Origin of the sequence: Methylophaga frappieri (assembly GCF_000260965.1) — a bacterium.
GTDB lineage: Bacteria > Pseudomonadota > Gammaproteobacteria > Nitrosococcales > Methylophagaceae > Methylophaga > Methylophaga frappieri.
Map to the genome: position 1 here is coordinate 715485 of NC_017856.1, position 24221 is coordinate 739705.

Below are 24221 nucleotides of genomic sequence, written 5' to 3' on the forward strand. Positions count from 1 at the left end.
ATCGTAGCTCTTGAATGGTCCCCTTTTTTCGAAAAAAAGCACTTGTACCATGACTGCGCTGCATATTTTCTACCTTGTTAGATAAAAGAGCTGCTCGCGTGATAGATAAGGCAAGCTCAGCAGGCACTATGGTGCCGTTTTATTTTGTTTCAGTAGTTTCCCAAAATATTGCCATGCTTGCTTAATCAACAAATCACGGCGCGCATCCGGCGTCATATCGGGATTAACTAATTGAAAACTAACGCCTAACCGGGTTGGCAAACCAGCGCCATCAAGTGGGCCAGTTATTCCCGGAATCATGAAAACAATCGTCAAATGCCTGTCGTGAAATACATAGGTCGCTTCCCCCGGAAACGGTTCTTTCTCGGCATGGGGTTCACCGCCGTTGTTCATAAACGACACATTAAAGTCGAGCTGTGCCGGTGACAGATTGTCATAATCCAGCATTTCTTCAGGAAAAAACTTGGTGACAAAAATCGTTTTGAAGCCGCCCTTGTCCGTACCAATGTAGCCGCATTGACTATAGAAAGTCGGAATATGCTCCTGCACCCCAGGCCTGACCGCTTGATTCAAATAGCTAATTGCCAACTGCTCTGATAACAATTCACAACTGTTATCGACCAACTCCTGATGGCCTCTGACTTTTGCTTGTACGTTCAATGCCAAACCGCTGAACAATACAACACTGATTGCTTTAAAAAACATCGACTTCATAAGGGGGAACTCCATGTATCACAAGCGACCACCGTCCAGATCAAGAATAACGTTAGCTTAGCCTTAGCAACCATCACCCCGACCGGTATCGTTCACAGCCAGCATAGCTGACTCTGGTATTGCACACCAGCTTGTTGGCTGGTTCTTTACGCATCAGGCAGCAAAAAATCCGTTTATTTAATCCAAACCTGTTTCGCATTAACAAACTCACGAATACCATGCGGTCCCAACTCACGACCATAACCAGAGCCTTTAATACCACCGCTTGGTAACCGAGGATCCGTCTTTACAATACCATTGATGGCAACTTGTCCTGCTTCAATTTGCAGTGCTAACTGTTCAGCCAGAGCCGTATCTGCTGTCCATATACCTGCGCCAAGCCCGTATTCGGTATCGTTTGCCATTGCCATCGCCTGATCCAGGTTATCTGCTTTTATCAAAACCATAATAGGACCAAAGGTCTCTTCTCGGAACGCACACATGGTCGGGGTAACATCTGTCAACAGCGTCACTGGGTAGAAAAAGCCAGCCGTGTCCGGTAAATAGCCGCCCAACAAACATTTGGCACCAGCAGCAACCGTATCTTCAACCTGCCGATGCAAATTTTGTCTGAGATCCGCTCTGGCTATTGGTCCAATATCAGTACTCGATTGGCGCGGATCGCCTAACTGCAATCGACTCAATCTGTCTTTGACCAGCTCGACAAACTGATCATATACAGACGCTGCGACAATCACGCGCTTGGCTGCGATACAGGATTGGCCAGCATTAATGATGCGAGAAAGACAAATCACATCGGCCGCTTGTGCCAGATCCGCATCTTCCAGCACTAAAACCGGATCGGAACCACCTAGTTCTAACACACAGGGTTTGACTTCACTGCCGGCAATCGCTGCGACTTTTTTTCCTGCGCCGCTTGAACCTGTAAAAGAGACAGCGGCAATGCGTGGATCACGAATCGCCAGCTCCACTTCTGGTGTTTCCAGTGGCAGGTTCACCATAATATTATCGGGTGCACCGGCTTTAATAAACGCATTGGCAATCGCCTGCGCTGACTGAGGAACATGCGGATCATGTTTCATCACACAGGTATTGCCGGCCATCAACGCTGGGGCCAAATAACGGAATGCCAACCACAGTGGTGCATTCCAGGGCAAAATACCGAGCAGCGTACCCAGTGGTTGGTAACAGACATAACTTCGACTGGCATCCGAAGGGAGGACTTCCGAGTCAAGGTAGATATGGGCATTCTCCGCATAATGTTCGGCACAAAGAGCAGCCTTCTCCACCTCCGGCACACCTTCCTTGATTGGCTTGCCCATTTCCAAGGCCATTAATTCGGCAATTTCATGTTTTTCTGCACGTAGTTGTCTTGCTATCGCTCGGAGCACTGCTGCCCGGTCGGCATAAGACGTATCCCGCCAAGCAGGAAAAGCATCCACTGCCTCGCCAATACGCGCATACATTTCGTGTTTATCCAGTGCAGGAAAACGCTCCATTTCCTGTCCCGTTAACGGATTGGTAGCAACTAACATAGCGACCTCAAGTAGTTTGTTTGGCGGGAGACTTCTTGTTTGATTTGCTAGTCTGTTCCTGGCGTGCAGAGTCCAGACTCAGCAATTTGCGATTCGCCGATGCCGGTTTCACAATAAAGTCTCTGTCCATGGTAAAGAAGGATTCACAGCCTTCCTCAGTAATATGGATAGTGTCGGATATACCGCAGGTTTTATCACCATCTACGCCCCACATCCATGGAATGATATGAAAGGTCATGCCCGGTTTCATTACTGCTGATTCGCCCTGTTTCAAGCTGACGATATAGCCTTCATCCCAACTCGGCGGAAAAGCGATGCCAATAGAGTAGCCGCTGCGCGTGACCAGTCGGGCACCGATATCGTTTTTGGTAATGATATTGCGGATCAGATTATCCGCATCAGACACGGTCATGCCCGGTTGAAATTTACTGTGAACCGCGTCCAGCGCCATCTTCATAATTTCCTGCGCTTTGTACATTGACGGACTCAGTTCGCCCAGAATGATAGTCCGCATCATCGCTGTGTGATAACGGCGATAACAACCGCCTACTTCGAGGAAAACATGCTCATCTGTTTGCACTGTGCGTCCCTCCCATGTGGCATGACCGATCATGGTTCGAGGGCCGGAGGTCACATAGGGCATCACAGCGGGTGGTTCACCACCCGCCTGAAACATAGCAGCACTGATCGCTGCGCCGATCTCATTTTCCGTCACTCCCGCTTCACAGGCCTCTATGCCTGCCTTCATACCAGCTTCGGTGGCCCTTGCGGCATTTTGCATCAATGCGATTTCCATAGGGGATTTACAGACCCGGCCTTCTTCAACAATGCCAAAACAGTCCAGCAGCTTGCCGTCAGTGAGCGTGGTATGAATACAATCCTGATGGTAGGCGGGGAAAAAATAGCTATTGCGTTCGTAGCCAATACGTTTTTTGTCCAAGCCAAATTCACGTAATGCATCAACCAACATCTGGATGGCATCGCCGGTATCTGGATAAGGACGCGTGACGTCAACCCAGGTTCGTTCAATGACATTGGATTCTTCAAGCTTACGCGTAATCATGAACGGCTCTGTTTCCAAAGGCACAACCAGCGCTTGAAAGAATGAATAACCAGTCGTCTGATAGTCCGTCAGATACATGATGTTTTCCGGATCGGAAATCACCACCGCATCCATATGTCGTTCTGAAATCCGCTGCCGCAGATCAGACAGTCGTCGTTCATATTCCTCAAAAGGAAAAGTCATATCATCCCGATGTCTCATGCGGCCTCCTGCATCATTACGTTGTCTGTTGCGTCAATCAAAATGGCCAACCCCGCAGTTAAATCCGCCGCTGGAATAGTCAGTGGTGGAATAAGCTTGATAACCCGACCGCCCGTACCACAGGCAGAAACCAACAAACCGGCATCAAAGCACTGCTGGACGATTTGTTTAGCGCGATCCCCATGTCCCGTATCCATACCAAAGATCATGCCTTTACCACTAAGATTTAACGCCGCATGTCGCTCAATTACCGGTTGTAAGGTTTGCCGCATCTGTTCACCCAACTGTTTGACGGTTTGCATCAGATTGTCATTATCAAAATAGTTTAAAGCGACGTCACCAGCGACAAAGGAAATATCCTGACCACGAAACGTACCCGTATGCTCACCGGGCAGCCAGTGTTGATCAAACTCGGGCTTGACCAGATTCATTGCCATGGGCGTGCCCAGTCCGCCAATGCCTTTGGCCAGACAAACAATGTCCGGGTCAATGTCCAAATCATCAAAGCTGAAGAAAGAGCCGGTTCGACCGACCCCAACCTGAATATCGTCAATAATCAGCAATGCCCCCACGTCTTTCGCCAATTGGCTCAGGGCAGCTATCCAATCCTTGTCGGCAACTTTAACGCCACCTTCTGCCTGAATCGTTTCGACCAAAAAAGCAGCGGGCGGCGTGACACCACTGGAGGAATCGGCATACATGGTGCGTAGCTGCGTTAAGCTCTCCATTCCAACCTCAGGACTAACTTCCGTTTGTTGTGCATCACAGCCAAAAGGGACGTGGGATACATAGTTCAATGGAATACCGGCTGCTCCCCGAAAATATTGATTTGCAGTCGCGCTTAATGCGCCTAATGTCATGCCATGAAAACCATGACTGAAAGCAACGATTTCCTGCCGGCCGGTTGCTCGACGGGCCAGTTTCATTGCTGCCTCCACTGCATTGGTACCCGTCGGCCCCATAAATTGCATTTTATGCGGCATATGCCGAGGTTTGAGAATGGTTTCTGTGAAATGCTCCATGAATTGACGTTTTGCCGTGGTATGCATATCAAGGCTGTGCAAAACACCATCTGACTGGATGTAATCGACCACAGCCTGAGTCATCAGCGCATTGTTATGCCCAAAATTCAGTACGCCGGCGCCAGCGAAAAAATCAATGTATTCTCGCCCGTTCTCGTCTGTTTGGCGTGCATTCTTGGCTTTGTCGAAAACCACCGGATAGACCCGACAATAGGCTCGTATCGCTGATTCTCGTTGTTCAAAAATACTCATGGACATCTCCTCATGGTTAGACGACTTGCTGTCGCTAGTTCAGCTCCTCCGGAAGCGGTGCGCCAACCAGGCGCGCGAATAATGCAGTGACCAATGGAATCAACCGGTCATTAAAATCATAATGGGGACTATGGCAGGGTGCCTGATGTTCCGGACCATCATCACTTCCGATGAGTGCAAAGGCGCCAGGAATTTCTTGAAGGTAATAACTGAAATCTTCCGATGCCATAATGGGCAGACGAATCTCTTGATGCAAGGCATCGGCCGTGTACATGGCACGCCAACTATCACGAATTTGTTGCGCCGGAGCAGCATGATTAATCGTTGCTTCATAGCGTGGTAAAATCGTAACTTCACAATTCACACCGTAGCTTGCTGCTGTCTGCTGTGCAATCTCTTCAATCAATTGATTCATCTTGGCACGGACGGCAGTGTCTGGCACCCGAATACTACCGCCTATTTTGGCCTGTTGGGGTATCACTGTCGCGGCGCTGGGCGCTTCAATTGAGGTAACACTTAACACCGCAGCCTGTTGTGGCGGCAGCCGCCGACTGATGATTTGCTGCAGATTGAGCGTGATAGCACTGGCAGCGAGCACGGGGTCTCGGCACAGTTCTGGTTGACTGGCATGACCGCCTTGTCCGGTCACTGTTATTTCAAATGTACCATTGCCACACATGACAATGTCATCAGGACACACCAATTTGCCAAAAGGAATCGCCGGCCAATTGTGCCACCCATAAATGCAGTCAACTCCCTCAAGTGCACCATCATGGATCATTTCTCGTGCACCATGACCGCCCTCTTCAGCCGGTTGAAAAATGAAGCTGACAGGACCCGAAAGCCGATTTTCATGATGCTTTAACCATTGCGCTGCGGCCATAAGCGTTGCTGTATGACCATCATGACCGCAGGCATGCATGGTGCCTGAATGTCGTGATGCCCAGGGATGGGTAGTCTGTTCGGTAATTGGTAACGCATCCATATCGCCTCGTAAAGCAATATGCGCACCAGGTTTATCTGCAGCAAGCGTTGCCACGGTACCGGTTTGTGCGCAAACTCGCCAGTTGATATCAAGCTGAGTCAACATTTCCCGCACTTTTGTTGCTGTTCGCTGTTCCTGCCACCCTTGTTCAGGATAAGTGTGCAGATCACGTCGAAACGCTTTTGCGCCGGTGATGGTTTTTTGCCAGACCGCTGACATACTCCCTCCCCTAATGCAGACCAATCAGATTGGTTGGTTAATTTACTTTTTACAGTGAATAACTTTTCCCGGCTTTGCAATAACCTGTGCAATCGTCCTCATTCATGGCCAACGATAAGCGATAGCCTTAAGTCACTGATCGTCACCCATCTGAGGTCAATTCGACCAGTATTTTTCAATACTGATTTGACCTGGCTCACGCCGCGTGTGTCGTTTAAGACCGTGCTTTGTCAATACATCCATCGTCTCTTGAATCATGCCGGGATTACCACAAATAAGGACTTGGCTGTTGTCATCAAAAGTCATCCCCGTTGTCGCCGACAAAGTATCATCCTCTATCAAATCAGGTATTCGTCCACCCAGGCTGGTGTGATGTGACTCACGACTCACGACAGTGACATAGCGAAACTGGTCTGCATGATCGTGTTGTAGTTGCTTAATCGTATCTGAATAGCTCAGCTCTTCAGCAAAACGCACGGCGTGTAGCAGGCAAACCTGATCAAACTGCTGCCACACCGTCTCGGTTTTTAAAATAGACAGAAATGGGCCCACGCCCGTGCCTGTAGCTAAAAGAAACAGTTTATTAGCGGGGGGAAGTTGCTCCAGCGTTAATAGTCCAGTTGCCTTTTCGGCAACTTGAACGGTATCGCCCGCTTTCAAACTGGCCAGCCGCGGTGATAACACCCCATCCGGCACATGGATAAAATAAAAATCCAAAACAGGATCATCGGGCGCATTGACTAAAGAAAAAGGACGGCTAACTAGTTCCCCATCAATCTTCAGGGCCAATTGGGTAAACTGACCAGCTGAAAACGGTTGAATTGTTGCCTTCACCCGTAGTGAATGTAGCTTGGTTGTCCAGCTTTTGTTTTCCAGGACGATACCTTCAGTCCACGTTACCATGCCAAGCTCCTGCCATTAACTGATGAGAACTGCTATTTATCATCACAATTAAAACAGCAAAGTTCGATTTTCGATTTAATCAAAAGCGGTGCGGTTACGTCAAAGTAAAGCTTGAATTTGTATTATCATATGCATAATTCAATGGAAAAATTAGGATTGCCGGATGTCTACCGTGCTTGATCTTCCCGCCCTGTCGGCAGCACCACTTAAAACGGATCCCTTTCCCTACTTCACCGTAGAGAGCTGCGTCAGATCTGATCAAATAGAGGCCGTACTGGCGGGGTTTCCAGACATTGGGGATGGTGGCAGTTTTAACATTGAAGATGTCAATGTTGATGAGCGGTTTGATGCGTTCTTGAAAGCAATCGATAGCCGTGCGTTTCGGCAAATTATTCGCGACAAGTTTGATGTTGATGTGATGAACTTGCCAATGATGATGACTTTGCGTGGTTATTCCCGCTCCAAAGATGGTCGCATTCATACAGATTCGAAAACCAAGCTGGTGACGATTCTAATCTATCTCAACACTGAGTGGCCTGCAGTTGAAGGTCGTTTGCGTATCTTGCGGGATGGTCAGAACATGGCTGATTTCGCTGAAGAAATCGCCCCCGGACCGGGAACGCTGGTCGCTTTTAAAGTCACTGATAATTGCTGGCATGGCTATCCGCCTTATGAAGGCACACGACGTTCGATTCAGATTAATTTTTTGACCAGTGAAGCAGCCAGTAATAAACACCGTTTTTTTCATAAGTTAAGCGCCCGACTGAAAAGCTGGTTACGCCGCAGAAAAGCGAGCAAGCATTAATGTCGGCCTTTGCTGATCCACGTGTGCTGCTGGCTGCGGAGCGAACCTTGCTGGCTTGGTGTCGAACCAGTTTAGCGTTAATGATGTTTGGTTTTCTGATTGAACGTTCCGGTCTGATTTTGACACTCCTCAATCCGCAGGCCAGCTCACAGACAATACCGCTGTTTTGGCTTGGGCTGCTTTTTATTGCACTTGGCAGCATCACTTCGATAGGCGCAGCCAATCAGTTTAAACGGGTTGTAAACGCCTGTCGCAGCGCCGAAATGGTGATAGCGTATCCCCATTATTACGGCATCACACTATGTTTGTTCGTCGCATTACTTGGCGGTCTGCTGACGTCAGGCTTAATCGTTTATCATTTTTAGAAGAGAGCACCGGTTATGTCGAAATGGTTACTGCTCAGTGCAGCCATCATTGCTGAAGTCTTTGGTACCAGTTTTCTTAAAGCTTCGGAAGGTTTTACCCGACTTTGGCCTTCCTTGGCTGTCATTGTTGGCTATGCCATCGCATTTTATTTTTTATCACTCAGTTTAAAAGTGATTCCGGTCGGTATTGCTTATGCTATCTGGGCAGGTGCCGGCGTCGTACTCATCGCACTTATTGGCTGGCTGGCGTTTGGTCAAACCCTGGATGTACCGGCATTGATTGGTATCAGTCTGATTGTCGCCGGTGTTCTGATACTGAACCTGTTTTCAAACAGCATCTCTCACTAAATTTATTCACTTTAAGACGCACAGTTAATCTCTATGGCTTCCCCCAAAAACACAGACGACAAGACAGTTAACGGCCCCCTGATGGATTTACGTCAGTTAGGTCGAGCGCTGGGCTATGTGCTAAAAGGTCAGTTGGCGCTGGCTGACGGTCACTTGACAGTATCGGGGCATCGGGTGCCTGAAAATTTTGCCGGGGTTGGCGTTGCGACCAATGCAGATCCGGCAACCGACGAGTATGTCATTACCCAATTGCAGGCATCAGGTATCAAGCAAGTCAGGTTGGATTTTAGTTACGGCGATATTGAGGGGCCGGCAAGCCGTTTCCTGACACGCTTATTAGCTGAGAATTTCGCGGTATTGTTACATCTGGTTCAGCCTTTTGGCGAAGCACAGAAAATGAAAACCGAAAAAGCCCAACTGCGCTGGCAACAATTCGTCACCAGCGTAGCCGACCAGTTTGGTGACGCAGTGAGTGCCATCGAAATCGGTGCCACCAGTAATCGGCGGCATTGGTCTGGCTATGATCGAAAAAGCTTTTTTCATGCCTGGCGAATCGCCCACGATATTTTGCGGCAACACCGTATCAAAATGGCTGGTCCCAATATTTCCGACTTTGAACCTTTGCATAACATCGCCGTATTAAGCCGATTGCGTTCTGAGGCGCGATTACCTGATACGCATACCAATAATTTGTTTTGTGAACGGGTAACCGAACCGGAACGTTTTGATCACCGTATTTTTGGGACTGAGCTTGCGCTAAAACTCAAAGTCAATCTGGTTAAAAAAGCCCGATTATTAAAGAAAATAACGGACGACTTTGGTGTCCGACAGTTTATCTCTCCCGCTGCTTTCTGGACGCTGCCACGCATCATTCGCTTATTGGTTGCCGGCGAACAGAAACAAGCTGACTATCTGACACGTTACTTTACCTTGCTTGCTGCCTCTGGCGCACTGGATCAAGCATTCTGGGGACCACTGCTTTGTAGCCGAGAAGGCTTGATTGACGAAGCAACGGGCACGTATCCAAAGCTAGAACGCATTACCCATTACCGCAGTGTCGGCGGAGAAATTGAACACTATCGGCAGCGTCCGGCATTTCAGGCATTAACGCAGTTTAATGCCTTGATCCCAGGGAGTCTCTATCAAGGACCTTTGGCGACGGCATCCGGCATCGAAGCCCATGCTTTTCGCACGCAGGCGCAACTAATTCACATCATCTGGACCATCAATGGTAAAGCCATTCCTTTATCAACGCTGTATGCTGAGCAAGACCTCCATTCCGTACAGGCTTTTTCACGCGATGGTGAGCAACTCAAAAATATCCCCGAGTTTGCCGGAGAAGCACCGCTGTATTTGATCTGGCAGGCGGGTTCCTCAGTCCATTTCCAACTGCCAGATAACCGCAATCTTGAAGGCTGGTTTCGCCATGCCGACGATCTGGATTTATTTGCTTTTAACGACGCTGGCTGGCGTGGTGTCCTGTTGGCTGACTCAGTGGCAACGGCGGCACAATTGCGCCATAAGCTACATCCGGCACACTTGCCCAGACCTTTACCCGACAATACCTTGCGCCGTGCCAGAAATATTATCTGGCAGATTGATGGCGTTTTGGATACACCTTTTATCGCCAAACAACCGCTTAAAGTAGCTTGGCAAAAGCGTTTTCTGGATAAACAGAAACCCAGCAAAGCAAGACGTAGCTGGGTTGGGGCGGCAGAGTTATTACGCCGTGGTGTACCTACCGCCCAGCCTATTGCCTACTTTGAACAGGAAGGAGATACCAGCCAGAAAGCAAATCTCTACTTGTGTGAGCGGGTGGCACATGACTTTAACGCACGACAAATTCTCAGCGCATTTCGGGATGGGGCCACTGAGTTTCGGGGTGTCACAGAAACGCAACTCTATCCTGCTTTAAGTCAATTTTTGCTGGATATGCACAGCCGTGGCGTCTTTTTTCGTGATTTGGCGGGTGGCAATATTCTGATTCAAAAACAAGCAGACAATACCTTGCGATTTACGCTGATCGATATTAATCGTGCCCGATTTTTTAACGGTAATACGCCACCCAAAAGCTGCCTGTCAGACCTTGCCAGACTGTGCCACAAATTACATTGGCCTGGCCGTGAACAACTGGTTGGCCACTATTTGCAACACCATCGGAAACTGCCTTCAACGTTTGGCTGGCGTCAACGTTTGCCTTTTTACCTGTATGATTTAAAAGTCAACTTCAAACGTCGCTATGGTCGTAAAGCGTTGCGAAACTGGTGGCGGAAACGGCGTCAATCGGCAGACTAATGCGCATTGTCATGGTTCTGCACTTGGTTACGCGCAAATATGTGGGGTAAAACGATGTTGCAGCAAACGCATGATGTTGCCGGTTTTTCAGCGTCGTTGTGGCGGTGTGTCAAAGCAGGGTTTATCAGCTTTTTCTTTTTCATTACGACAGCTTGTGATGCGACCGATACCAATCGGCTAAATCAATTTTTTGGGGAATCTGAACACGCGCTGCCAGTCAGTTTCTCTGGCACGCTGCCCTGTGCCGATTGTCCAGGTATCGATTACCGTTTAAACCTGTTTGCCGATCAATCTTTTTTTCTGCGAATGCGCTATCAAGACCGCTCTGATGCTGACAGCTACTACCTCGGTCGCTGGCAATGGCGAGATGACGCCACCCTGATATTACTTAGCGAACGCGAAATTTTTTACCTCGCGGCTGACAGTCGGGATCAGCTCACCTTACTTAACAAACAGGGTCATCCCATCCAAAGTGCGTTGAATTCCACGCTTATCAAAGATGAACCGTTTTTGTTCGCCAGCCCCGTTATGGCGATGCGTGGCCAGTATCGTTTTGAGCACAATCAGGGCATTTTTCAGGAGTGTGCAACAGGCCAGCATTGGATGGTACTGAACACCCCTGAAGCTGAATTATTGCAACAACGCTATCAGGCTATTCGCAAAACACCGGCGCAATCCCTTTTAGTGACGCTGCACGGCGAGCTGGAGCCCACCCCAGAAGCAAAAGATAGTGGCGACCAGTTGGCGTTGAAAGTGACTCAGTTTGCTGGCATTTGGCCAGGAGAAACCTGCGGTCAGCTGGGTGCACAGGAAATACTGTTGGACACCTATTGGAAATTAACGCGTCTGATGGGTAAGCCAGTCACCGTTGTCGATAACCAGCGCGAGCCAAGCCTCATCATGGCAAGCGGCAACAGTGCCCAAGTGACAGGTTATGACGGCTGTAATCAAATTATTGGTACCTTTAATTTGCAGCAAGAAGCACTGTCATTTAACAAAATGGCTACGACGATGAAGGCTTGCCCTGAAGGTATGGCTTCAGCAAAACAATTTCATGACATGTTGGTTCAGGTGCAATCCTGGTCCATCACCAACCAATATCTCGAATTAAATGATGCCAATGGCACATTATTAGCACGCTTTCAGGCAGTGCATTTCTGATGGAAATCATTTTTGCCGGCAATACGCTGCTTGAAGCACACATCATCAGTGGTCTGCTGACTGCTAATGATATCGCCAATCATGTTAGTGGCCATTACTTGCAGGGTGCCGTGGGTGATTTACCGGCAACCGACTTTGCGCATGTGCTCATCCATGACCTGGCTGATAAAGATCTTGCATTACAATTGATTGAGGATTACGAAACGGGCCGCTTGGCGCTGACTACGCCGGACAGTGGGTGAAATACTCGCGGGCGGCTTCGCAATCCTGCTCGATCTGATGCATCAACGCTGACAAATCGCCAAACTTCTGCTCATCGCGAATTTTTTGTAAAAACACCACCTGCACATGAGCACCATAAATATCTCGGTCAAAATCAAGTAAATGCACTTCGAGCAAGGCTTTATTGCCCCCAATCGTCGGTCGAATACCGATATTGGCCACCCCCATTACGGGCTCACCATCAATGCCAAATAATTGCACTGCATACACGCCTCGCAGCGGCACCTTATAGCGATGCAGATGAATATTGGCTGTGGGGAAACCCATTTGCCGACCGCGCTTGTCACCATGCGCGACCCGTCCACTCATCCGATAAGGCCGCCCCAGTAATTTTTCCGCCAGTTTCAGCTGGCTGGCCTGCAGCGCCTGTCGGATACGGGTACTACTGACCCGCATGTCATCTACACCAAAAGTGTGCATATTAACGACTTGAAATCCATGCTGTTTTCCCGCTGCTTGGAGCATGGCAAAATCACCCTGTCGCTGATAGCCAAATCGAAAATCATCACCAACGACCAGATATGCCACCTGAAGTCCGGAAACCAACAAAGATTCGATAAATGTCTGCGCTGACATTGAGGCAAGCTGCTCATTGAAGCGCAACACACAAAGTTTTTGGATGGAATAAGCGCGTAGCGCCTCTACCTTTTCCCGAAACCGACTCAGTCTTGCCGGCGCCTTTTCTGGCACAAAATATTCATAGGGCTGCGGCTCAAAGGTAATCACCACCGCGGGCAAGCCAAGCATATCGGCTTTGGTGGCTAATTGGGATAATACAGCCTGATGACCAAGGTGAACCCCATCAAAATTGCCGATCGTGGCAACACAACGGCATGGCGGTCTGGGCAAATTATGCAGCCCGCGAATAATTTTTATCATGGCGATAGTTAATTTTTAAATGGTCACCAGCATAGGCATAAATGACTGAACATTCCAGCAGGCATGTCCGACTCATTTTATTTTATAATAAAGGGCTATGCTGTTACGTTGAGGCCGTCATGGTAGCAAAACGCAAAAAACTTGATTACGAATCGGCTGTCGCCGAGTTGGAACTGCTGGTCGAAAAACTGGAACAGGGCGATATCTCCTTGGAAGAATCGCTAAAACTCTATGAGCGAGGCGTATTGTTGACACGAGACTGTCAGGAAGCCTTACAGACAGCCGAGCAAAAAGTGCAACTCTTAGCCAAACAAAACGGTCAGTCTACGCTTACTGATTTTGATGACGATACTGACGACTCGTGACTGATTGTTTTTCTCTGCCTGATTGGATGCGGGCGCAACAACAACGTGTTGGCACGGCGCTTGAGTTAGCCTTGCAACTTGCCACGCCCGCTGACACTCTGCTTGCTGCCATGCAATATGCCACGCTTAATGGCGGCAAACGCTTAAGAGCCATGTTGGTTTATGCCACTGGAGAAGCCTTTGAAGCGGAACCCTCAGCCCTTGATTCAGTGGCTTGCGCGGTTGAAATGATACATGCCTATTCTCTGATTCATGATGACATGCCGATGATGGATAATGATGACTTGCGTCGGGGCCGACCAAGCTGTCATAAAGCTTTTGATGAATCAACTGCCCTGCTGGCAGGTGATGCACTGCAAACACTGGCTTTTCATCACTTGTCAGAAACCGCCTTGTTAGCGGAGCAAAAGCTAGCAATGATCCGGGAGTTAGCATTCCAAAGTGGCATTATGGGGATGGCAGGTGGACAGGCGCTTGATTTACAAAGTGTCGGCAGTGAACTGGATTTAACCACCTTGCAACAAATGCATCGACTGAAAACAGGTGCTTTGATTGAGGCAAGCGTGATGATGGGTGTATATTGTGCGCCCGAGGTTCCAGCGCATACCTACCCTGCCCTGAGACGCTATGCTGCTGCACTGGGTCTGGCCTTTCAAGTGCAGGATGATGTACTGGATGTCATTGCAGATACCCAAACACTTGGTAAGCAACAAGGGGCAGACGCCGCGCGCGACAAACCCACTTACCCGGCCTTACTTGGCCTTGCTAATGCCCAGGACAAAGCAAAGGATTTAATTGAAGAAGCCCTGACCGCCCTTGCTGAAATACCTGTTGAAACTCAAGCATTAGCGGCCCTTGCCAGATTTGTTGTGCAGCGGGAATTCTAAAAAGAATGAATATTATGAGCCGTCTGTTGGAGCAAATTGACTCACCCCAGGATCTGCGTCAGTTATCGCGTAAACAATTACCACAACTGGCCAGCGAGATTCGGGCACTGATTATTGACAGTGTCCAACAAACTGGCGGGCATATTGCTTCCAATTTAGGTGTAATAGAACTCACGCTTGCCCTGCATTACGTGTTTAATACCCCGGAAGACCGACTGGTTTGGGATGTCGGTCATCAAAGCTATGCGCACAAAATTATTACCGGTCGTCGCGACAAAATGCATACCATGCGCCAAGCTGATGGCTTGTCTGGCTTTCCTAAACGTAGTGAAAGTCCCTTTGATAGCTTTGGTGTCGGCCACTCCAGCACCTCGGTGAGTGCTGCACTGGGCATGGCGCTGGCCGCCCAAAGTAATCAGGATGCTCGACGGGCAGTTGCCATTATTGGTGATGGTGCCTTAACCGCGGGGCAGGCATATGAAGCCCTTGCCCATGCCGGCGATTTGAGTGCCAATCTGTTGGTGGTGCTTAATGACAACGAAATGTCCATTTCACGCAATGTGGGTGGTATGGCCAACTATTTGGCGCGTTTGTTATCCAGTCGTTTTTATACCAGCGCCCGTGAAGGCAGCAAAAAAGTATTGGAAAAAATTCCTTCTGCCTGGGAAATCGCAAGACGCGCTGAAGAGCACATGAAAGGCATGGTAGTGCCTGGTACGCTGTTTGAAGAAATGGGCTTTAACTACATTGGCCCGATTGATGGCCATAATCTGGATACTCTGATTACCACGCTCGGTAATTTGCGTAATTGTAAAGGCCCTCAATTTCTGCATATTGTGACAAAAAAAGGCAAAGGGTTTACCCCAGCCGAACAAGAACCTTGCAAATACCATGGGGTTAGTCCGGCTGGCGGTAAGTCGTCAGCCGGAAAAAGTTATACCCAAGTGTTCAGTGACTGGCTCGTTGACATGGCGGTGGCGGACAAACAATTAATCGGCATCACACCGGCAATGTGTGAAGGCTCAGGACTGAATCGGTTCGCCGAGCGGTTTCCAGATCGATATTTCGATGTGGGCATTGCCGAACAGCATGCGGTGACGCTAGCAGCCGGATTGGCCTGCGAGAATAAAAAACCGGTAGTAGCGATTTATTCCACCTTTTTACAGCGGGCTTATGATCAGTTAATCCATGATGTAGCTTTGCAAAATCTGCCGGTGCTGTTTGCAATTGATCGCGCCGGTTTGGTTGGTGCTGACGGGCCAACGCATGCAGGTAGTTTTGATCTGACTTATTTACGCTGTATTCCAAATATGCTGATTATGGCACCTGCTGATGAGAATGAATGCCGGCAAATGTTAACAACCGGATTTCACTTTGATGGTCCAGCTGCCGTGCGATATCCACGGGGAGTCGGATCAGGCAGCCCGGTTCAACCGGATTTGTCAGCCCTGCCAATTGGCAAAGCCAAACAACTCCGGCAAGGCCAAAAAGTCGCTATTCTGGCTTTTGGCAGTATGCTGTCAGCAGCGCTGGAAGCGGGAGAAAAAACAGATGCCAGCGTCATCAATATGCGGTTTGTAAAACCACTGGATACCACACTGATTAACCAGCTTGCTGATTCTCATGACCTGCTGATAACGATTGAAGAAAATGCCGTCGCTGGTGGTGCGGGCAGTGGTGTTGCGGAATATCTGTCCAGCATTGGCAGCAAAACGCCCATTCGTCTTATAGGCTTGCCGGATCGATTTCAGGATCAGGGCAACCATCAACAGATGTTGAACGATGTCGGGCTCTCTGCAAACGGCTTGATCGATACCATCAATCGTTTTTTTGCGTGATAATACCCTGTTATCACAGCTAATTCCTGAGTATAATAATCCCACTATGAGCGCGTTCTACACCTTGAAAATTCTTGCGGATTTTGCTTCAGCACATACCCTGCGAGATTACCCCGGCGATTGCCGCCGAATGCATGGCCATAACTGGAAAGTCGAAGTTGAAGTTGTGGCAAGTGCGCTAAACCAGCACGGCATGGGCATGGATTTTAAAACCATCAAAACTGCTACCCGTGAATTGGCCAAAACGCTGGATCATCGCTATCTCAATGATATTCCGCCATTTGACGAAATTAATCCTACTGCCGAAAATATTGCGCGGTACTTTTTTCAGCAATTGAGCCAAACACTTAATGATGATATCGCCCGGGTTTCAGGCGTGACACTGTGGGAAACCGATCGCGCCTGCGTTAAATACAGCGAGGATTAAACACCTAATGACCGAACAACATAAACCGACTACTGCGACTGAAATCGAAGATGTGCAAAACATCAAAGATAAACGCCACATCGCCATCGATAAAGTCGGTATTAAAGATATTCGCCATCCCGTGGTGGTCAGTGACCGGACAACTGGTGAACAGCATACAGTTGCTAACTTCAACATGTACGTCAATCTGCCGCACGAGTTCAAAGGCACGCACATGTCGCGGTTTGTAGAGATTTTGAACCAGCATGAACGCGAAATTACTGTCCAATCGTTTCATACCATGTTGGGTGAAATGACAGAGCGGCTTGACGCTCAATCCGGTTATATTGAAATGAGCTTCCCTTATTTTGTGAATAAGGAAGCGCCGGTTTCTAAAGTGCGAAGCCTGATGGATTATCAAGTCAGTTTTGTTGGCGAAATAATCCAAGGCAAAACCAGTATGACCGTTAAGGTGGTTGTGCCGGTAACCAGCCTGTGTCCGTGTTCAAAGAATATTTCTGATTATGGGGCACATAATCAGCGATCGCACGTCACCCTGACAGTGAAAACAGACAGCTTTATCTGGATTGAAGATCTGATTGACCTAGTTGAAGACGAGGCGTCCTGCCAGATTTACGGTTTGTTGAAACGTCCCGATGAAAAATATGTCACCGAGCATGCCTATGACAATCCAAAATTTGTTGAAGACATGGTGCGTGATGTCGCGGCGAGACTGAATGCCGACAAACGGATTCAGGCATATACCGTCGAATCAGAGAACTTCGAGTCGATTCATAATCACTCTGCCTACGCGCTGATCACAAACGGTTTTTAATCGCCACACGGCTATTGATTTTTCAATTACAACAGCAGCCTATAGCAAAGCCCGGAATGCCGGGCTTTACTAGAATTTCTGTATCAGATCCAACCGCTCACCTTGACGTTGCAGATCAAGATTTTTTAAAAAACTCATCCCTAACAAGGCCACTTCAGGTGAGTTGCCATCGACGACAACGGCAACAACTTGGTGACGCGTAATCTCGCCTAGCTGAACTTTGTCTAGCGTCACTTGATAGCCCGTAGTCTGACCTGATGCAGTTCGAATCCGCACTCTTGGCGCCTGCAAATAATCTAAACCTAATCGTTCCGCTGTAGGAGCATTCATAGCAATCGCCGATGCCCCCGTATCAACCAAAAAATCCACACTGAAATCATTGATACTGCCACTGGTCAGATACATGCCGTTGGTCGGCCACAAACTGACGATTGGCCCTGCTTCCGCAGCAGCAAATTCACTTTTTATCTGCATGCCTAACGGAAATTGCTGCTGTTTGCCATTTACCAACAAAGTGGCGACATTACTATTGGCCGCAATCAGCTTAATGCCTTCTTTACTGCTTTCACCAACCTGTAGTAACTGTCTGTTGCCATTAATCTCCACGACAGCACGATCCCGAAACAAACCGGTGACCTGAATATTCAATGCTGCATCGGCCCAAACAACAACAGGCATGAGAAACAGTATAATAATCCTTTTAATCATTGACTCTACGCGCATGAATTCTCCGTATTTACGACTTAGCCACAATGCAAATTGATGCCTCGCCGACGGTAACGGGTTTGATCCTCGCTGGTGGTCGAGGTCGACGTGTTGCCGGCGAAGATAAGGGACTGATGGACTTCCAGAACCAGCCATTAATAGCGCACGTGATTCAGCGTCTGTACCCTCAGGTAGAGCAGCTTTGTATTAGCGCAAATCGTAATATAGAACGTTACCGTCAATTTGGCTATTCAGTAATTCCGGATGAGCTAAAGAATTATCCTGGCCCATTGGCCGGTATCGCAGCCGGATTGAACGCTGCGACGACTGATTATGTATTGACGGTACCTTGTGATGCCCCCCTATTGCATCCACAACTGCGTCAACGATTAGTAGAAACCTTGTTACGCTCCGGTAAAACACTGGCAATGGCCTTTGCTGATAACCGATTGCAACCGGTATGCAGTCTACTCCCGGTGAATTTGGCTAGCGATATTAAGACGCTCCTTGAGCAAGGTGAGCGCAAAGTGGATCAATTAGCCGCACGTTTCCCAACGGCAATGGTTGATTTTCGTGATGCACCCGAGTGTTTTTTGAACCTAAACCGACCAGAAGACTGGCGCAGCCCTCCCCTGATTTGTCCCAAACCATTACTAGGGATTGCCGCGTTCAGTGGCACAGGCAAAACCACTTTACTGTGCCGGTTATTGCCGATACTGCGACAGCGTGGGATCCGCGTTGCGGTAATTAAACATGCCCATCATCAATTCGATATTGATAAACCGGGCAAAGACAGTTATGAAATTCGTCAAGCCGGTGCGCATCAGGTTATTGTTGCCTCAAGCCAGTTATTCGCATTGATGCAAAAATCAGACGGCAATCATGCCGAGGTATGGCTGTCATCCTGTCTGGCACGACTAGATTACACGCCTATCGATCTGGTTTTGGTGGAGGGCTTTAAACAGTCTGCCATTCCTAAACTTGAGTTGCATCGCCCCAGTTTGGGACATCCTCTAATGGCACTTGAGGATCCGAATATTGTTGCCCTTGCCACCGATGTCGAAATTCCCCCGCCAGCAAGCGTAAAGATGCTGAATTTAAATGATGTTGGTAATATAGCTGATTACGTTCAACAGTTTATCCAGCATCCTATATCTTTCCATGAGTGAATTACCTGCAAACGATAGTTGCGCTAGCGACGAATTGCCAAGCGTGCTTCGTGTCGATGCCGCACGCGAGGCGATTTTGTCCGTAATTCAACCGATCACCGCAGTGCAGAAATCCCCTATCCGATTAGCCTTAAATCACGTGTTAGCCGAAGCTATCCTATCACCAGTTAATGTACCGCCTTTTGATAATTCAGCCATGGACGGTTATGCGTTTGCATGCGCTGATCTGAAAACCACCGCAAAGTTAACAATGGCTGGTAAAGCACTGGCTGGGCAACCCTATACTGAGCGCTTGCACGCTGGCGAATGTATTCGAATTATGACCGGCGCGGTTATTCCGGCTGGCTGCGATACCGTCGTGATGCAAGAACAAGTCACGGTTGAGGACGATTTAATCACGTTTCCAGCGAATGTCATTGCAGGTCAGAATGTTCGTCGCGCTGGTGAGGACATGGCTAAAGGCACGAGCGTATTTGAAGCTGGAAGGCGACTTCAAGCCGCTGACCTCGGCTCACTCGCCGCTATCGGCGTTGCAGAACTGACAACATACCGACCACTTCGTGTGGCGTTTTTTTCTACCGGTGATGAACTAAAACCAATTGGTCAGTCCCTCAACCCTGGCGATATCTATGACAGTAATCGCTATACCCTTTTTGGCATGTTGGCCCGTTTACATGTCGAGCCGATTGATTTAGGCGTGGTGCCGGATCAACCAGATGCACTGCGTCAGGTGTTAAGTGATGCCGCCACAAAAGCAGATGTGATTATCAGTTCGGGCGGCGTATCTGTCGGCGAGGCTGATTTTGTAAAGTCTGTATTGCAACAAATAGGCCAGGTTAATTTTTGGAAAATTGCCATGAAACCCGGCAGACCGCTTGCTTTTGGGCATATTAAGTCTGTCCCTTTTTTTGGTCTGCCAGGCAATCCGGTCTCGGTTATGGTGACGTTTTATCAATTTGTCTTGCCGGCGCTATTAAAACTGGCCGGGCAAAACGCGGAAAAACCCTTTCATATCCAAGTCAAAACGAGCGAATCCATCATCAAACGTAGCGGCCGGTTCGAATTTCAGCGTGGCATAATCGATTATGATGCACAGGGCCAATTGCATGTTCGGCTGGCCGGAAAACAAGGCTCCGGCATATTGAGCTCCATGAGTCGCGCGAATTGTTTTATTTTGCTGGATGAAACGTGCCAAGGTGTTGCTGCTGGCGACACGGTCACCGTTCAGCCTTTTGCAGGTCTAATCTGATGTCAGAAACACATAGTAAAAAACAGTTTGAGTTTAACAAGTTGCGTAAGCGACTTCGTCGTCAAGTAGGTCAGGCAATTGCTGACTACAACATGATTCAGGATGGCGATAAAGTGATGGTCTGCCTGTCTGGTGGTAAAGACAGCTACACCATGCTCGATATCTTGCTTAACCTGCGTGACCATGCACCAATTAATTTTGAGTTGATTGCCGTCAACTTGGATCAAAAGCAACCGGGCTTTCCCGAAACAGTATTGCCAACGTATCTCGAGCAAATTGGCGTGCCGTATCACATTATTGAAAAAGATACCTACAGCATCGTCAAAGAAGTGGTCCCGGAAGGTAAGACAACCTGTGGTATCTGCTCTCGACTTAGACGAGGTAACTTATATAGTTATGCGCGAGAAAATGGCATCACCAAAATTGCGCTTGGCCATCACCGCGATGACATTATCGAAACCTTGTTTTTAAACATGTTTTACGGCAGCAAAATTAAGGCTATGCCGCCAAAATTGCTCAGTGATGATAAACAGAATGTGGTGATTCGTCCGCTGGCTTACGTCAAAGAAGCCGACATCGTGCAATATGCTGCAGCCCAAGAATTTCCTATTATTCCCTGTAATTTGTGCGGTTCTCAGCCAAACCTGCAACGACAAGTTATCAAAGAGATGTTGCAGGACTGGGAAAAGCACCATCCTGGTCGATTAGAAAATCTATTTCGCAGCATTCAAAATGTCGCGCCTTCCCAATTGGCAGATACAGCACTTTTTGACTTTACTGGCTTGGAAACTCAGAGGACAACTGACCATGATGACAGTGATCCCATCAAAGACGACCAGATTTGGGCCACTTTGGTGCAATAACAGCGCTGATTTCTCTCGAAAGTGAAAAACTTATTCACTTTCCAATCTATTGTTACAGCAACTTTACAAGACTTTATCCTAAGTCCTTGAATTGCCTGAAACGAACTGTAACACATTGTTTTATATATATTTTTATGGTGGTTATTTTTTAACCAAAATGACATCCCTTGTTAGGAAAGAAGCACTTAGCGATTTTCACCAATCTTAATCACAGAGTTATCCACAGATTTTGTGAGTAAGTCGCTAAGCTATTGATGTGCGTGGATAAGCCTTTGTATTAGCGTACTGGCGGCGTAAAATCCTCTGCAAATTCCAACGCATTGCCATCCGGGTCACGACAAAAAAAAGCGGCCCGTCCAGATTTACTTCTTGAATAAGCAACACCCGCTTCATCAAAACGACTAGCCAGCGCTTCAAGATCAGAAACAACTAAAGCAACATGTCGATCACGACCGCCATGTTCGGGGCGATTTTCACGTGGATCCGGATTAGGTAACACCATCAAATGTAATTGCTGCCCATCCCCCAAGTCCAACCATGCCCCTTCAAACCAGAAATCTGGTCGGTTGTGATTCTGTTGTATGCCTAAGACGTTACAATAAAATGCTAAAGAGGCCTTGATATCGCTAACCAGAAAGCTGGCATGCGCAATTGATTTAATCATAATTTTTTACCTGTTTGACTCTGACACTGAGTTGGGGCTGCTATTAAATAACTTCAAGCCGACGGTTGTTTTTCAAGCCGCGCAACGCCATAAGCGGCCACCACAATCAACATACCGCCCGCCCACTCAGCCAAGCGCATCACTTCATCACTTAACCATGCGGCAGATAAAGCAGCGACAACTAACTCAAACAACATAATAACAGCCGCTTGATAAACCGGTAATCTTGCCAAACCAAATAACACGGTAATCGTCATGGCAACAATGGCCAGCCCACCGATAACGGCGGCTACCGACCAAACAACGGCTGACGCAGAAGGTATTGTTGATATACCAGAAAACAAAGTTATCGCTGCCACTAAAACGACACCGAAATAGACGATAACCGTTTTAACAGGCATGGCAACTGCTGCCAGTTTTCGACTCAACACATTGTTAACGGCAAACATGAACCCGGCGAATAACGCTAACCAATCTGCTAAGTCAGTCGGCCAAGGCCAACCTACTTTAGGCTGCCAAAGCATAATCAAAGTACCTAACATCGCCACACATAACATTAACATCGCCGCACCGGACAACTGTTCGCCCAACCACCAGCGTCCCAACAGGACACTCCATAACGGCGCCAAGTAAAAAAGCAACATCACCCGCATAACCTGTCCTTCTATCAAAGCGACAAGAAATGCGAGGTTGGTCAGCCCGGCAGCCAATGCCAGCCAAAGAAGATCCACTGGTAATTCCCGCCATACCACTGATTGCCGTAAAACCGTCGGAAAACTTATTAATGCAGCCACTGAATAGATCAGCAACGTCGTCCAGACAACCGGCAAGCCTGCGGCTTCCAAAAGCCGCATGGGATACCAAATAATGCCCCACATTGCGGCTGCAAACAGCAAACAACTCACCGCAGTATGGTTTGATTGATGAACAATTGATGTCATAGCAACGACCTTATCACACGAGAAGCTGGCAAAACGTTATAATGCCCTGTTTTTAACGGCCATAGTGTTGCTCATGAATCCAGAACTGGACAAATTGCACCCGTATCCTTTTGAGAAGCTGTCTGCCTTATTCGCCGATAGCCGGCCCCCCTCTGATCTTCGGCATATTGCCCTGTCTATCGGCGAACCAAAGCACCCCACCCCCGCCTTGATAACCGAAGCGATGATCAAGCATATTGATGGCTTGTCTGTTTACCCAACGACGGCGGGGATCCCGGCGCTTCGCAAAACCATTGCCGACTGGCTGGATCAACGTTTTCAATTGGCCGGCAACATCAACGCTGAAACACAAATTTTACCCGTCAATGGCACGCGTGAAGCATTGTTCGCCTTTGCCCAGGCCATCATTGATCGCAAGCAGGATCCGCTGGTGGTCATGCCAAATCCGTTTTATCAAATCTATGAAGGTGCGGCGCTATTAGCCGGTGCACAAATGCATCTGCTTAATTGCGATGCTGAAAACGATTTTATGCCGGATTTTGACAACGTTCCCAGTAGCGTCTGGACACAATGCCAATTGCTTTACTTATGCAGTCCCGGCAATCCCTCTGGTGCCGTTATTGATGCGGAAACATTGAGCAAACTTATCCAACTCGCCCATGAGTACAATTTTATTATTGCGGCGGATGAATGCTATTCAGAAATTTACTTTGAAGAGACATTGCCACCCGCGGGCCTGCTTCAAGCCGCTGTTGCCGCGGGATATAACGACTTTAGTCGCTGCGTTGTCTTTCATAGTCTATCCAAACGCTCAAACGCCCCTGGCCTGCGCAGCGGTTTTGTTGCTGGCGATGCGGCGGTATTAAAAACCTTTCTGCGATATCGAACCTATCATGGCTGTGCTATGCCAACCGCAACTCAGGCGGCATCCATTGCAGCCTGGTCTGATGAAAATCATGTCGTTCAAAATCGTCGTTTGTACCGAGAAAAGTTCACGGCAGTGCTCGATATTCTTAAACCAGTCATGAACGTCAGCCAACCGGAAGCCAGCTTTTATCTCTGGGCTGAGACGCCAATCGCAGATACCGAATTTGCCAAAAAGCTCTACGAACAGTGGCATGTGACGGTGCTACCTGGCAGCTATCTGGCGCGAGACACAAAACAAGGCAACCCTGGACTGAATCGTGTTCGAATGGCGCTGGTTGCACCACTCGATGAGTGTGTTGAAGCCGCCCGGCGTATCCGCCAACTAATTGAATCTTTATCCTGA

The 24221-nt window shown here is 48.3% G+C and carries 25 protein-coding genes; 15 read left to right on the top strand and 10 right to left on the bottom strand.

Annotated elements, in window-relative coordinates:
* Window positions 1–126: 126 nt before the first annotated feature.
* From Q7C_RS03220 to Q7C_RS03245, 6 genes are all read right to left on the bottom strand, one after another.
* Window positions 127–714 carry a hypothetical protein gene (locus Q7C_RS03220; RefSeq protein WP_014703255.1) on the bottom strand — a complete coding sequence of 196 codons (588 nt, stop codon included), beginning with the start codon at window positions 712–714 and terminating at the stop codon, window positions 127–129.
* A gap of 173 nt (window positions 715–887) precedes the next feature.
* Entirely contained in the window at window positions 888–2249 is a 1362-nt protein-coding gene (locus Q7C_RS03225; RefSeq protein WP_014703256.1) for an NAD-dependent succinate-semialdehyde dehydrogenase, read from the bottom strand.
* Between the two features lie 7 nt (window positions 2250–2256).
* Window positions 2257–3513, bottom strand: a complete 1257-nt coding sequence (gene doeA, locus Q7C_RS03230) for an ectoine hydrolase (protein ID WP_014703257.1) — start codon at window positions 3511–3513, stop codon at window positions 2257–2259.
* Window positions 3510–4787 (bottom strand): aspartate aminotransferase family protein, encoded by a 1278-nt coding sequence (locus Q7C_RS03235; protein ID WP_014703258.1) that lies wholly within the window; start codon window positions 4785–4787, stop codon window positions 3510–3512. Before Q7C_RS03235 ends, doeA begins: the two co-directional genes overlap by 4 nt.
* A gap of 34 nt (window positions 4788–4821) precedes the next feature.
* Window positions 4822–5991: a N(2)-acetyl-L-2,4-diaminobutanoate deacetylase DoeB2 gene (gene doeB2, locus Q7C_RS03240; RefSeq protein WP_014703259.1), complete on the bottom strand. Its 1170-nt coding sequence runs from the start codon at window positions 5989–5991 to the stop codon at window positions 4822–4824.
* Window positions 5992–6147: 156 nt separating this feature from the next.
* Entirely contained in the window at window positions 6148–6894 is a 747-nt protein-coding gene (locus Q7C_RS03245) for a ferredoxin--NADP reductase (RefSeq protein ID WP_014703260.1), read from the bottom strand.
* A 163-nt stretch (window positions 6895–7057) separates the two neighbouring features.
* On the opposite strand from Q7C_RS03245, the gene Q7C_RS03250 reads away from it, so the two are divergent.
* The 6 genes from Q7C_RS03250 to Q7C_RS03270 all read left to right on the top strand — a co-directional run bounded on the left by Q7C_RS03250 (window position 7058) and on the right by Q7C_RS03270 (window position 12110).
* Entirely contained in the window at window positions 7058–7699 is a 642-nt protein-coding gene (locus tag Q7C_RS03250; protein ID WP_014703261.1) for a 2OG-Fe(II) oxygenase, read from the top strand.
* Window positions 7699–8064, top strand: a complete 366-nt coding sequence (locus tag Q7C_RS03255) for a YidH family protein (RefSeq protein ID WP_014703262.1) — start codon at window positions 7699–7701, stop codon at window positions 8062–8064. Before Q7C_RS03250 ends, Q7C_RS03255 begins: the two co-directional genes overlap by 1 nt.
* Before the next feature lie 15 nt (window positions 8065–8079).
* Window positions 8080–8412: an SMR family transporter gene (locus Q7C_RS03260; RefSeq protein ID WP_014703263.1), complete on the top strand. Its 333-nt coding sequence runs from the start codon at window positions 8080–8082 to the stop codon at window positions 8410–8412.
* A gap of 81 nt (window positions 8413–8493) precedes the next feature.
* Window positions 8494–10707 carry a lipopolysaccharide kinase InaA family protein gene (locus Q7C_RS03265; RefSeq protein ID WP_014703264.1) on the top strand — a complete coding sequence of 738 codons (2214 nt, stop codon included), beginning with the start codon at window positions 8494–8496 and terminating at the stop codon, window positions 10705–10707.
* Window positions 10708–10761: 54 nt separating this feature from the next.
* Window positions 10762–11868, top strand: coding sequence for an META domain-containing protein (locus Q7C_RS13250; RefSeq protein ID WP_050954378.1), 1107 nt, complete (start codon window positions 10762–10764; stop codon window positions 11866–11868).
* On the top strand, window positions 11868–12110 hold the full coding sequence (locus Q7C_RS03270) for a putative signal transducing protein (protein ID WP_014703266.1): 243 nt from the start codon (window positions 11868–11870) through the stop codon (window positions 12108–12110). Before Q7C_RS13250 ends, Q7C_RS03270 begins: the two co-directional genes overlap by 1 nt.
* Here Q7C_RS03270 and ribF read toward each other — a convergent pair.
* Window positions 12091–13029 (bottom strand): bifunctional riboflavin kinase/FAD synthetase, encoded by a 939-nt coding sequence (gene ribF, locus Q7C_RS03275; protein ID WP_014703267.1) that lies wholly within the window; start codon window positions 13027–13029, stop codon window positions 12091–12093. The two genes, Q7C_RS03270 and ribF, sit on opposite strands and share 20 nt — an antisense overlap.
* A 119-nt stretch (window positions 13030–13148) precedes the next feature.
* On the opposite strand from ribF, the gene Q7C_RS03280 reads away from it, so the two are divergent.
* From Q7C_RS03280 to folE2, 5 genes are read left to right on the top strand one after another with little or no spacing between them, the layout of a single operon-like run.
* Window positions 13149–13394: an exodeoxyribonuclease VII small subunit gene (locus Q7C_RS03280; protein WP_014703268.1), complete on the top strand. Its 246-nt coding sequence runs from the start codon at window positions 13149–13151 to the stop codon at window positions 13392–13394.
* Between the two features lie 26 nt (window positions 13395–13420).
* A complete protein-coding gene (ispA, locus tag Q7C_RS03285) occupies window positions 13421–14281 on the top strand; it encodes a (2E,6E)-farnesyl diphosphate synthase (RefSeq protein ID WP_014703269.1) in 861 nt (286 codons plus the stop codon).
* A gap of 5 nt (window positions 14282–14286) precedes the next feature.
* Window positions 14287–16119: a 1-deoxy-D-xylulose-5-phosphate synthase gene (gene dxs, locus Q7C_RS03290; protein ID WP_014703270.1), complete on the top strand. Its 1833-nt coding sequence runs from the start codon at window positions 14287–14289 to the stop codon at window positions 16117–16119.
* 46 nt (window positions 16120–16165) lie between these two features.
* Window positions 16166–16546, top strand: coding sequence for a 6-carboxytetrahydropterin synthase QueD (gene queD, locus Q7C_RS03295; RefSeq protein ID WP_014703271.1), 381 nt, complete (start codon window positions 16166–16168; stop codon window positions 16544–16546).
* 7 nt (window positions 16547–16553) lie between these two features.
* A complete protein-coding gene (gene folE2, locus Q7C_RS03300; RefSeq protein WP_014703272.1) occupies window positions 16554–17360 on the top strand; it encodes a GTP cyclohydrolase FolE2 in 807 nt (268 codons plus the stop codon).
* A gap of 69 nt (window positions 17361–17429) precedes the next feature.
* On the opposite strand, the gene Q7C_RS03305 is transcribed toward folE2, so the two are convergent.
* On the bottom strand, window positions 17430–18083 hold the full coding sequence (locus tag Q7C_RS03305; protein WP_238532339.1) for a retropepsin-like aspartic protease family protein: 654 nt from the start codon (window positions 18081–18083) through the stop codon (window positions 17430–17432).
* A gap of 29 nt (window positions 18084–18112) precedes the next feature.
* Here Q7C_RS03305 and mobA point away from each other — a divergent pair, with 29 nt between their 5' ends.
* From mobA to ttcA, 3 genes are read left to right on the top strand one after another with little or no spacing between them, the layout of a single operon-like run.
* Window positions 18113–19234: a molybdenum cofactor guanylyltransferase MobA gene (gene mobA, locus Q7C_RS03310; protein WP_014703274.1), complete on the top strand. Its 1122-nt coding sequence runs from the start codon at window positions 18113–18115 to the stop codon at window positions 19232–19234.
* Entirely contained in the window at window positions 19227–20483 is a 1257-nt protein-coding gene (moeA, locus tag Q7C_RS03315) for a molybdopterin molybdotransferase MoeA (protein ID WP_014703275.1), read from the top strand. Before mobA ends, moeA begins: the two co-directional genes overlap by 8 nt.
* Window positions 20483–21346 (top strand): tRNA 2-thiocytidine(32) synthetase TtcA, encoded by an 864-nt coding sequence (ttcA, locus tag Q7C_RS03320; RefSeq protein ID WP_014703276.1) that lies wholly within the window; start codon window positions 20483–20485, stop codon window positions 21344–21346. Before moeA ends, ttcA begins: the two co-directional genes overlap by 1 nt.
* Window positions 21347–21623: 277 nt before the next feature.
* On the opposite strand, the gene Q7C_RS03325 is transcribed toward ttcA, so the two are convergent.
* Both Q7C_RS03325 and Q7C_RS03330 read right to left on the bottom strand, forming a co-directional pair.
* Window positions 21624–22010 carry a VOC family protein gene (locus Q7C_RS03325; protein ID WP_014703277.1) on the bottom strand — a complete coding sequence of 129 codons (387 nt, stop codon included), beginning with the start codon at window positions 22008–22010 and terminating at the stop codon, window positions 21624–21626.
* 53 nt (window positions 22011–22063) lie between these two features.
* Window positions 22064–22951 (bottom strand): DMT family transporter, encoded by an 888-nt coding sequence (locus Q7C_RS03330; protein WP_041366464.1) that lies wholly within the window; start codon window positions 22949–22951, stop codon window positions 22064–22066.
* Window positions 22952–23024: 73 nt separating this feature from the next.
* On the opposite strand from Q7C_RS03330, the gene dapC reads away from it, so the two are divergent.
* Window positions 23025–24221, top strand: a complete 1197-nt coding sequence (gene dapC, locus Q7C_RS03335) for a succinyldiaminopimelate transaminase (protein WP_014703279.1) — start codon at window positions 23025–23027, stop codon at window positions 24219–24221.